Raw genomic sequence first — 9,465 nt, forward strand, 5'->3', positions numbered from 1 at the left:
CGCCGCCACCGCCACTACCGCCGCCACCGCCACTACCGCCGCCACCGCCACTACCACCGCCGGAGGTTTTTTCGAACGTGGCCTCGATGGCACCGTCGGATGTGACGTTCTTCATCGTGTGGGCGGCCACCGCGCCAATAGAGGCCCCATTCACCTTGACGTCCTTGATCTTATAGTTTATGTCGGGTGAAATCGTGAAGGCCTGGTCCGCCCCGTAGGGCACCGTGACGGCACCGCTCGGCGCGATGGTGCCGCCGGCCCTCGCCGTAGCCGTCACCGTGACGGTCGCGGGGCGTCCCGGCCCGGACGTGACCGTGAAGTCGACGGCCTCGGAAAGGGTCCAGTTCTGGCCGTCCACGCCGGTAAACGTCACGTCCACCTTGGCCTTCACCGGGACGTCCTTGACGCTGTAGGCCGCGTCGAGCGCCTTGGCCTGGATCTTGTTGGCGGCGCCGTCCCAGGTGAGGGAGAGCTTGGCCGCGTCCAGTTTTGCGGGGTCGAAGTCGAACGTGACGCCGGCGACCTTGAGGTCCTTATCAACCGCTCCGGCCGTGGGTTTGAGCGTCAGGGTAATCGTGTCCTCTGAAGCCGTCGAGGTGTCGATGGCGAGTGCCGCCTTGCTCTGATCTACGCTGACCGGATCTTTTGCGGCGATCTCGAAGGTGAACTTGGAGGACGTCCCCCCGTTCTCCATTTTCAGCACGAGCTTTCCCGTATCACCCGGTTTCGTCCCGACCGAGAACCCGAAGGCTCCCTCGTGGTTGGGAACCCCCACCTGGTAGTCGAGACCGGCAGAGGAATCTTTCTGTATCTCGTTGGGCCACTTGAGGGCGAAGACGCCCTCTTGGCGCGTTCCCACCACATCGACCTTCGCGCCGAGGAACATCTCGGAAAAGCCCTTTACCGTGAGGTCGGTACCCCCTTCGGTGCTTACATCTCCCGACTCCAACGTCGAAGCCGTGTATTCGATGAAGAAGTAGATGTCCTTAGGGATAGCAGCCGAAGCCGGCTTCCCTTCAAAGGTGATGGCGGCCAGAGCCAACACAAACAGTACCGACGCAACCTTGAACTGCCTCAAACGCTTTGTCATGACGAACGACACTTCCTTCCTTTTCGGTCTTTCCCAGGCTCCTCGAGTCCGGCGCCGTGACAACGCTTCCCCCCGCAGCGGCGCCCGTCCCTCGTTTGGTCATTCCTCTGTCCGTTCCCGGGAGGCGTACCCGAACCTCCCCGCAGAAATGAGAGCCTGCGTGCTGTCAGGATAGCACGTTGTTTTGAAAAAGAATGTTCCGTTCTTGTCCTTTTCCTGTTCCGCTATTGACTTTCAGGAGGAGATACTGGATGCCGGGACGCTTCGCCGAGGGATTTTCGACGGTATTCGGTGGGAGAAAGCCCGGTTTTCCGGCGGAACACGCGCGCGAAGTGGCTGGGATTGGGAAATCCGCAGAGCTTCCCCGCTTCGGCGATGGTGCATTGAGGGTCCTTCAGGATATCCATCGCGCGGTGGATGCGGATCAGCATCTGGAACTGGCGGGGCGTCATGCCCGTGTGAGCGCGGAACTTGCGCAGGGCGGTAAACTTGTTGACATGGACGATTTGGGAGACCTCCGAGAGGGGGCAGGGGGCACTGCGTTCGCTCAGGTGCTCGACGGCCCGGTCCAGCTCCGCGTCGCTTGGGACGCGCTGTTCCGTGGCCGCCGCGGTGAAACGAAGCCTGCGGATGAGGCAGACGGCAAGCTGCGTGACGATGCTGTCGATCATCACCCCGGACCCGATACCGGGGCTGCCCCTTCTGCCCCCTCCGTACTCGATGAAGAATGCGCGCATCAGGGCCTTGAGCTCGGGGTCGTAGGAGATCAGGTCGTTCTCGAAAAACGTGTCGGGAGTGCCGCGCAGGGTACGGCACATCTTCTGGAAGAAGGAATAGCGGAAGTAGAGGCTGATGAAGGAGACGTTGGGGATCGGCTCGGCCACCGCGTGGGACTGACTGCCGTTGACGGGGTAGATGGAGCCCGCTGGGACGAAGATGGGGTGTCCGTCCCGCGTCCCGCCCCGAACCGGGGAGAGGGCGATGAAGAACTGCACGCTCTCGTGACGGTAGCTGTTGGGCAGCATACAGACCGGCCTGCGGCTCACGATCACGGTCAGGTTGCTCGTCCGGAAGAACCCCAGGTAGGGGTTGTTTCCGATGAACTCGCGGAACGGTACCCAGGGGCGGGTAGCCCTCTCGGAGAGGTTGTCCTTCATCGCCTTCTCCTCCTCAGCGTTTGTCGTGCCGGAGCGGCACGGGAAAACCGAAGACGTGAGGGGCGCTTTCCCGCGCCGGTCGATCTCCGCCTCCTCCGGGACAGGCCTTGCCACAGGCCTCGCCCGCCGCGAACTTCGGAACCGCGCGCATCGGAAGCGATCCCGAATCCGGTTCGAGAGCGGCTCGCTCACGACCTTCCGCAGAGGCCGAGTTCCCGTAAGGCGCTTTCATTCTACCGCACCTTTACCCTTTCCGCGGCCTTTCCGCGGCGGCGGACATGCCGTGGAGAACCCGACGGCACCTCCCTCGGCCTTGCGCGGTCCCGCCGCCGGTGGTAAGATACCTTCCGGCCCTGAACTCGGATCGACGTTCCGGATCGACGCGTTCCTGGTTCTGCGGCAATCTCAGAGACAGAGGTGAAGAGGGTTGATCCAGAAGGAAAAGAAACAGGCCGTCATGGCGGAGTACCGGACCCACGAGTCGGACACGGGTTCTCCCGAGGTGCAGGTCGCGGTCCTGACCGAGCGGGTGCGCGAGCTGACGGAGCATCTGAAAATCCACAAGAAGGACTTTCACTCCCGCAGGGGGCTCCTCAAGATGGTTGGTCGCCGCCGCAAGCTCCTGCAGTACCTGAAGGACAAGGACTTCAACCGTTATCGCTCCCTGATCGAGCGGCTCGGTCTGCGCCATTAGTTTCCGCTTGGAGGTGTACCGTTCATGAAAAAGGAAATCCATCCCGAATATCAGGAGTGCCGGGTGACCTGCGCCTGCGGCAACTCCTTCACGACCCGTTCCACCCAGAAGGAGATCCGGGTCGGCGTCTGCTCCCAGTGCCACCCCTTCTACTCGGGCAAACGGGGCCGCGTCCTCTCGGAGGCCGGACGGCTGGAGAAGTTTCAGAAAAAATACGCCGGGGTCAATTACGGCCAGAAGACGGAAGTGTAAAAGGGGCCTCGAGCCCCTTTTACGTTATCCTGAGCGTTTTGCGCATCCAGCTTCGGCCCGGGGGGTGACGGAAGATGTCGTGCACGGTGATTCTCCTGGCGTCCACTCCCAATCCGGACGAGCTCGTGGCCGCCGCCGCCAGGATCTGCTACAGGGACGTCACGGCCGCCGATCTCCTGCGGAGGGAGGAGGAGTCCCTCTCGGAGGAGCTGTTGGATCATATCTGGAGAAGCGGCCACCACTCACCCTTCGAGCACGCCGTCTTCACCTTCGCGGTGGACGGGCTGAGCCGCGTCGCGTCGCATCAGCTGGTGCGGCACCGCATGGCCAGCTTCAGCCAACAGAGCCAGCGTTACGTCCGAATGGCCGCTCCGGATGTCATCACCCCTCCCTCGGTGGCGGCCCATCCCGAGGCGGCGGCAATTTTCGACCGGCAGGTCCGGGAGGCCCACGAGGCTTACAAAAAGCTCCTGTCCCTAGGCATCCCCGCCGAGGACGCCCGTTTCATCCTTCCCCACGGCTGGGGGACCCGGCTGGTCCTGACGATGAACGCGCGGGAGCTGCACCACTTCTTCCGCCTGCGGCTCTGCCGCAGGGCCCAGTGGGAGATACGGGAGATGGCCCGCCTCATGCTGACCGAATGCCGCGCCGTCGCGCCGGTCATCTTCCGCAGGGCCGGCCCGTCGTGCCTCTTCGGTCCCTGCACCGAGGCCCGGCCGTGCGGAAGACCCTACAAAGATATGGAGGACCTCCTTGCGATCGAGAAAGACTGATTGGTTACGGCCCCTCCTCCTCTCCGCCGCCCTCACGGCGGAGGAGGCGCGGCGCATGCCCATCGGGGGGCAGGCTGTCATCGAGGGCGTGCTGATGAAGGGCAAAGACCTATGGGGCCTGGCCGTCCGAAGGCCCGACGGGACGATATTCCGCGAGAGCTGGAACAACAGCTCCCGCGTCAAGCGCTCCCCTTGGAAGCTCCCCCTTCTGCGGGGGGTCGTCGTCATGTGCGAGATGATGGCCACGGGCTTCCGGGCCCTGTCCCGCTCCGCGGAAATAGCCCTGGAGGAGACCCAGGAGAAGCTCACGGCCAGGGACATCCTGCTTGCCGTGTTCATGGCGGTCTTCGCCGTGGCGGGGCTCTTCGTGGGTCTGCCGCTCTGGCTGGCAGACTGGGCGGAGCGTGCCTTCTCCCTCTCGGCCCTCGGGGCGAACGTGTTCGAGGGGTTCGTCAGGGCGGCTATTTTCATCGGGTATATCGGCCTGATCGGGCTCTGGCCGGACATCCGTCAGGTGTTCCGCTACCATGGCGCCGAGCACAAGACGATCAACGCCTTCGAGGCCTGCATGGACATGACCCCCTCGAACGTCGCGCGGTGCTCCCGAATCCATCCGAGGTGCGGGACCTCGTTCCTCCTGATTACGGTCATCGTCAGCATCGCCGTCTTTTCGGCCATCGGAGAGGGCGGATTCCTCTGGCGGGCCGGAACCCGCGTCCTGCTGATACCTCTGGTGATCGGGCTCTCCTACGAGATCATCCGCCTGACCTCGAACGCGGGAGCCGCGGGCCGGCTGATCATGGCCCCCTTCCTCTCCCTGCAGTACCTGACGACGAGGGAGCCCGGCCTCTCACAGATAGAGGTCGCCCTGACCTCCCTGGACGCCGCCCTGGGACGGGAACGCGATCCCGCCCCGTCGGCCGCCTCCTCAAGCTGAACGGAGCGTGACTTCAATGGATATCGAACCCAAGCTGAGGGCTTTGGAACAGGATTTTATGGAAACAGAGCGCAGGATGTCCGACCCTGCCGTGGCCTCGGACCCCAGGGAGCTTCAAGCCTTGGGGAAACGGCGGGCGCAACTCGAGCCGGTGGTTGAAAAATACCGCGAGTACCGGACCACCCTCGCCGGCATCGAGGAGGCGCGCGAGCTGCTCAAGGCCGGAGACCCCGAGATGGAGGCCCTGGCGCGGGACGAGCTGGACGCGCTCGAGCCGAAGATCGAGGGCTTCACGGACGAACTGAAGCGGCTGCTCCTGCCCAGGGACCCCAACGACGAGAAGAGCGTCGTCGTGGAGGTCCGCGCCGGGACGGGCGGCGAGGAGGCCGCTCTCTTCGCCGCCGACCTCTACCGGATGTACAACCGCTTCTGCGAGCGGCAGCGCTGGAAGATGGAGGTCATCGACAGCAACGAGACCGGCATCGGCGGATACAAGGAGATCACGTTCCGCATCGACAGCAACGGGGCCTACAGCAAGCTCAAGTTCGAGAGCGGGGTGCACCGCGTCCAGAGGGTCCCCGTGACGGAGGCCAGCGGGCGCATCCACACCTCCGCGGCCACGGTGGCCGTCCTGCCCGAGGTGGACGACGTCGAGGTCGATGTCCGCACGGAGGACCTGAAGATCGACACCTACCGGTCGAGCGGCGCGGGGGGGCAGCACGTCAACATGACGGACTCCGCGGTCCGCATCACCCACCTTCCGACGGGGATCGTCGTCACCTGCCAGGACGAGCGGTCGCAGATCAAGAACCGGGCCAAGGCCATGGCCTACCTCAGGACGAAGCTCTACGACCTGGAGCTGCAGAAGCAGGCCTCCGAGCAGGCCTCCGAGCGGCGCGGGCAGATCGGGTCCGGCGACCGCTCGGAGCGAATCCGCACCTACAACTTTCCGCAGAACCGCATCACGGACCACCGCATCAACCTCACCCTCTACAGGCTCGACGCCTACCTGGACGGCGACCTCTACGAGATGATGGACGCGATGACCCTGGCGGACCAGACGGAAAAGCTGCAGCACATGGAGGGCTGAGGGGCGGATGCCCCTCTCCGCCGGCGCCGCCAAAACCCTCCGCGTCCTCCGGGCGGAGGCGCGGGAACGCCTGTCCCAGGCCGGCATTCAAAACGCGGCTCAGGAGGCGGACTGGCTGCTCTGCCATGCCTCGGGCCATTCCGCCGCCGCGCTTCTGGCCCATCAGGACAGCCCCCTGGACGAGGAGGCGCAGGAGCGCTTCGAGCTCGAGCTTCGCTGCCGCGAGAGCGGCGAGCCGATCCAGTACATCCTGGGCAGCGCCCCGTTCCGGGACCTGGAGCTCGAGGTCGGGCCCGGGGTGCTCGTCCCGCGTCCGGAGACGGAGCTCCTTGTGGACCTCGCCCTCTCCCTCCTCCCCGACGACGGCTTCGTCTTCATGGACTGGGGGACGGGCAGCGGCTGCATCGCCGCCTCGATTCTGCTGGAGCGGCCGCAGGCCTTCGGGTTCCTGGCCGAGAGGAACCCGAAGGCCCTCTCCTGCGCCTGGCGCAACCTCCGGCGCCTGGGGCTTCTCGGGCGAGCCCTTCTGATCCATTCCCGGACGCCCGGGGACCTGCCCGTCGGGGCGGAGTGCGACCTGGTCGTCAGCAATCCCCCCTACATTCCGACGGAGGCCGTAGGCGGGCTCATGCGGGACGTGCGGGACTTCGAGCCTCGCATGGCCCTCGACGGCGGTGCGGACGGCATGGACTGCTACCGCGCGCTCTTCGGGGCCGCGCCCCTCTGGCTGAAGCCGGGAGGGCTCCTGCTGCTGGAGATGGGGGACGCGCATCAGGCGGAGCGGATGAAGGGACATTCCTCCAGATTCGACTTTCTCCGCAGCGTCCTCGATTTTTCCGCAATTCCTCGTTGCATGGCCTGGCGATATCGGGGATAATGGAGGCGGTTGAAGCTTCGTTTTCCCCCATGCGCCCCGTCGCGGGTCCGACGATTTTTCGGGGCCGGGGAATCGGGGAACATGAAGAGCCTGAGCCCACTCTTGCTTTGAGTATTTGAAGGGAACGGAAAATACATCCATTTTACGTTTCACCATTTATATTTCAAAGGAGAAGATGCATCATGGAGAAGAGAGAGCTTGTCATCATCGGAGCCGGCCCTGCGGGAATGACGGCCGCCATCTACGGGCGCCGTTCGGGTCTCGACGTTCTGCTGCTGGAGAAGGGGGCGACCGGCGGCCAGATCAACATCACGGACGAGATCGAGAACTGGCCCGGCGTCCAGCACGCCACGGGCCCCGAGCTGGGCAATATGTTCCGTGAGCACGCTCTGAAGTTCAACACGGAGATCCGCATCGCGGACGTCAAGAAGGTGGAGCTGCGCGACGGCAAGAAGATCGTGGTCACCGACAAGGGCGACATCGAGGCCGAGGCCATCGTCGTCGCGACGGGCGCGCACTTCCGCCGCCTGGGCTGCGAGGGCGAGGCCGAGCACATCGGCCAGGGCGTCAGCTTCTGCGCCGTCTGCGACGGGGCCTTCTACGAAGGTGAGGAGGTCGCGGTCGTCGGCGGCGGCAACACCGCCGTCGAGGAGGGCGTCTACCTCACAAAGTTCGCCTCCAAGGTCTACATCATCCACCGCCGCGACGAGTTCCGCGCCGACCGTGCAGCCATCGAGCACGCGATGTCCAACCCCAAGATCGTCCCCGTCTGGAACAGCGTCGTGGAGCGCATCGAGGGAGACGGCATCGTGGAGAACCTGGTGCTCAAGAACGTGAAGACGGGCGAGCTCTCCAACCTCAAGGTTGCGGGCGTCTTCATGTTCGTCGGCCAGACGCCGGACGACGACTGCGTGAGGGGGCTCGTCAAGGCCGAGAAGGGCGGTTGGATCCTGGTCAACGAGCACATGGAGACCTCCGTCGAGGGCATCTTCGCCGCGGGCGACGTGTGCAGCAAGCACCTGCGCCAGGTCATCACCGCCGCCTCCGACGGCGCCATCGCCGCCATGGCCGCCTCCGCCTACATCAACGAGCAGCTCCACTTGCGCACGACCCTCCTGGAGCCCGAGAGCGTCACCGCCTTCTTCTACTCCAGCATCGACGAGAAGCAGGTCAAGCTTCTGAAGGCCGTCGAGGACGCCGCCAAGGCGAAGGGCGTCAAGATCCCCCTCATCGACGGCTACCGCAATGCCCGCATGACCGAGAAGCTGGAGCTCTCGGCCAAGATGCCCGCCCTGGTGGAGCTCCGCAAGGGCGCGGTCGCGAAGGTCACGACCGTAGCCTCCGAGGCCGACGTTCAGAAGGCCTTCGCCTAGCTCCGTCTCCACCCCGAGAGGGAACGCGGCGTTTCCACCCTTCAGGGCGGGGCCGCCGCGTTTTTTTACGAAGGACCGCCGCCGGCAAAAGTTTTTCCCCGATCGGCCGAAAATAGAGCATAGGAGGGGATGCTTTTCATGGAAAACAAGAGCAGCGCGCAGTTCGCCTATCAGGCGACCCAGATATCGACGGCCACCAAGGAGCAGCTGTTGCTGATCACCTACGATATCGGCATACGTTCCTGCCGCCTCGCGGAGACCGCTTTGGAGGAGGGGGACGGGCACCCGCAGGACATAGACCTTGCCAACCGTGAGATCATCCGGGCCCAGGACGTCATCCGGGAGCTGATGGTCACCCTCAACACCACCAGGGGCGGAGACATGGCCCAGAACCTGATGCGCCTTTACGACTACATGTACCAGCTCCTTGTGGAGGCGAACGTCAAAAAGCTCCCGGAGAACGTCCGTACCGTCCGCACCATGCTGGAGGAGCTCAAGAGCACCTGGGAGGAGGCCCTGATGAAGCTCCTCAAGGACTATCAGGAGGCCCATCCCGAGGACGAGGATTTGCGGAACGCCCTCTCCGCGCTCAAGCAGGACGCGCCCCGGAATCCCGCAGCCCCCGCTCCGTCAGCCCCCAAGCCGGCGTCTCAGAAGGCCGGAGGCCTGAACCTTGCGGGATGATCTTCCGGCCAGGCTCAAGGACCTGCTCTCCGAGGAACTGGGCCTCTACCGCTCCCTGAGGGCGCTGGTCTCGCGCGAACTCGAGGCCATCGTCCTCAACGAGGACATGGAGGAGCTCCTGAACATCCTTCATGAGAAGGACGCGGTCATCTCCCGGCTGCAGCTCCTCGTGGACTCCTGGCAGGACGCCCTCTCCGATTCCGGGCTTCGGGGTACGCGCGGTGCGGACGGCTTCTGGGATCAGCTCCTTGCGTCTCTTCCCGAGGCTCATTCCGGCGAGCTCTCCCAGGCCCTTCAGGAGACCCGGGCGGCCGCGGAGGAGCTCACGAGGGCCGAGGCCGGCGCTCAGGAGGAGCTGGAGCGACACCTTGCCGGGCTGCGCGAGAAACTCGCGTCCATGACGCGGGGCCGGGAGGCCGTCATCGGATACACCAAGATGGGAGGGAACACCTTTGTCCCTTAGCAAAAGCGGAATGAGACGAGTGGGAGCGCTGTCTCTTATACACATCTGACGCTGCCGACGACTAGTCGAGTGTAG

The 9,465-nt window shown here is 64.5% G+C and carries 11 protein-coding genes; 9 read left to right on the forward strand and 2 right to left on the reverse strand.

What is annotated here, in order from left to right; genetic code table 11:
- Positions 1 to 886: hypothetical protein (locus ABLA28_RS08630; RefSeq protein WP_347713316.1), on the reverse strand; the 886-nt coding region annotated here is incomplete at its 3' end.
- Positions 887 to 1,314: 428 nt separating this feature from the next.
- A complete protein-coding gene (locus tag ABLA28_RS08635; protein WP_347713317.1) occupies positions 1,315 to 2,247 on the reverse strand; it encodes an AraC family transcriptional regulator in 933 nt (310 codons plus the stop codon).
- Between the two features lie 427 nt (positions 2,248 to 2,674).
- Here ABLA28_RS08635 and rpsO point away from each other — a divergent pair, with 427 nt between their 5' ends.
- The 9 genes from rpsO to flgN all read left to right on the forward strand — a co-directional run bounded on the left by rpsO (position 2,675) and on the right by flgN (position 9,390).
- Entirely contained in the window at positions 2,675 to 2,941 is a 267-nt protein-coding gene (gene rpsO / locus ABLA28_RS08640; protein ID WP_299080536.1) for a 30S ribosomal protein S15, read from the forward strand.
- A 24-nt stretch (positions 2,942 to 2,965) separates the two neighbouring features.
- Positions 2,966 to 3,193: a 50S ribosomal protein L31 gene (gene rpmE, locus ABLA28_RS08645; protein ID WP_299080533.1), complete on the forward strand. Its 228-nt coding sequence runs from the start codon at positions 2,966 to 2,968 to the stop codon at positions 3,191 to 3,193.
- A gap of 74 nt (positions 3,194 to 3,267) precedes the next feature.
- Positions 3,268 to 3,966 carry an FAD-dependent thymidylate synthase gene (gene thyX / locus ABLA28_RS08650; protein ID WP_347713318.1) on the forward strand — a complete coding sequence of 233 codons (699 nt, stop codon included), beginning with the start codon at positions 3,268 to 3,270 and terminating at the stop codon, positions 3,964 to 3,966.
- Between the two features lie 55 nt (positions 3,967 to 4,021).
- On the forward strand, positions 4,022 to 4,903 hold the full coding sequence (locus tag ABLA28_RS08655; protein WP_347713319.1) for a DUF1385 domain-containing protein: 882 nt from the start codon (positions 4,022 to 4,024) through the stop codon (positions 4,901 to 4,903).
- A gap of 16 nt (positions 4,904 to 4,919) precedes the next feature.
- Positions 4,920 to 5,993: a peptide chain release factor 1 gene (gene prfA, locus ABLA28_RS08660; protein WP_347713320.1), complete on the forward strand. Its 1,074-nt coding sequence runs from the start codon at positions 4,920 to 4,922 to the stop codon at positions 5,991 to 5,993.
- Positions 5,994 to 6,000: 7 nt separating this feature from the next.
- Positions 6,001 to 6,870: a peptide chain release factor N(5)-glutamine methyltransferase gene (prmC, locus tag ABLA28_RS08665; protein ID WP_347713321.1), complete on the forward strand. Its 870-nt coding sequence runs from the start codon at positions 6,001 to 6,003 to the stop codon at positions 6,868 to 6,870.
- Positions 6,871 to 7,052: 182 nt separating this feature from the next.
- A complete protein-coding gene (gene trxB, locus ABLA28_RS08670) occupies positions 7,053 to 8,243 on the forward strand; it encodes a thioredoxin-disulfide reductase (RefSeq protein ID WP_347713322.1) in 1,191 nt (396 codons plus the stop codon).
- A gap of 138 nt (positions 8,244 to 8,381) precedes the next feature.
- Positions 8,382 to 8,927 (forward strand): flagellar export chaperone FliS, encoded by a 546-nt coding sequence (gene fliS, locus ABLA28_RS08675; protein ID WP_299298251.1) that lies wholly within the window; start codon positions 8,382 to 8,384, stop codon positions 8,925 to 8,927.
- Entirely contained in the window at positions 8,917 to 9,390 is a 474-nt protein-coding gene (flgN, locus tag ABLA28_RS08680) for a flagellar export chaperone FlgN (protein WP_347713323.1), read from the forward strand. The genes fliS and flgN overlap by 11 nt, the downstream gene beginning before the upstream one ends.
- The last annotated feature ends 75 nt before the right edge of the window (positions 9,391 to 9,465 follow it).

This window comes from uncultured Fretibacterium sp. (genome assembly GCF_963544685.1).
In the GTDB taxonomy this organism is placed as follows: Bacteria; Synergistota; Synergistia; order Synergistales; family Aminobacteriaceae; genus CAJPSE01.

Coding starts and splice junctions, on each gene's coding strand:
- fliS (WP_299298251.1), top strand. CDS start 8,382: ATGGAAAACAAGAGCAGCGCGCAGTTCGCCTATCAGGCGACCCAGATA.
- thyX (WP_347713318.1), top strand. CDS start 3,268: ATGTCGTGCACGGTGATTCTCCTGGCGTCCACTCCCAATCCGGACGAG.
- prfA (WP_347713320.1), top strand. CDS start 4,920: ATGGATATCGAACCCAAGCTGAGGGCTTTGGAACAGGATTTTATGGAA.
- ABLA28_RS08655 (WP_347713319.1), top strand. CDS start 4,022: ATGCCCATCGGGGGGCAGGCTGTCATCGAGGGCGTGCTGATGAAGGGC.
- ABLA28_RS08635 (WP_347713317.1), bottom strand. CDS start 2,247: ATGAAGGACAACCTCTCCGAGAGGGCTACCCGCCCCTGGGTACCGTTC.
- rpmE (WP_299080533.1), top strand. CDS start 2,966: ATGAAAAAGGAAATCCATCCCGAATATCAGGAGTGCCGGGTGACCTGC.
- trxB (WP_347713322.1), top strand. CDS start 7,053: ATGGAGAAGAGAGAGCTTGTCATCATCGGAGCCGGCCCTGCGGGAATG.
- prmC (WP_347713321.1), top strand. CDS start 6,001: ATGCCCCTCTCCGCCGGCGCCGCCAAAACCCTCCGCGTCCTCCGGGCG.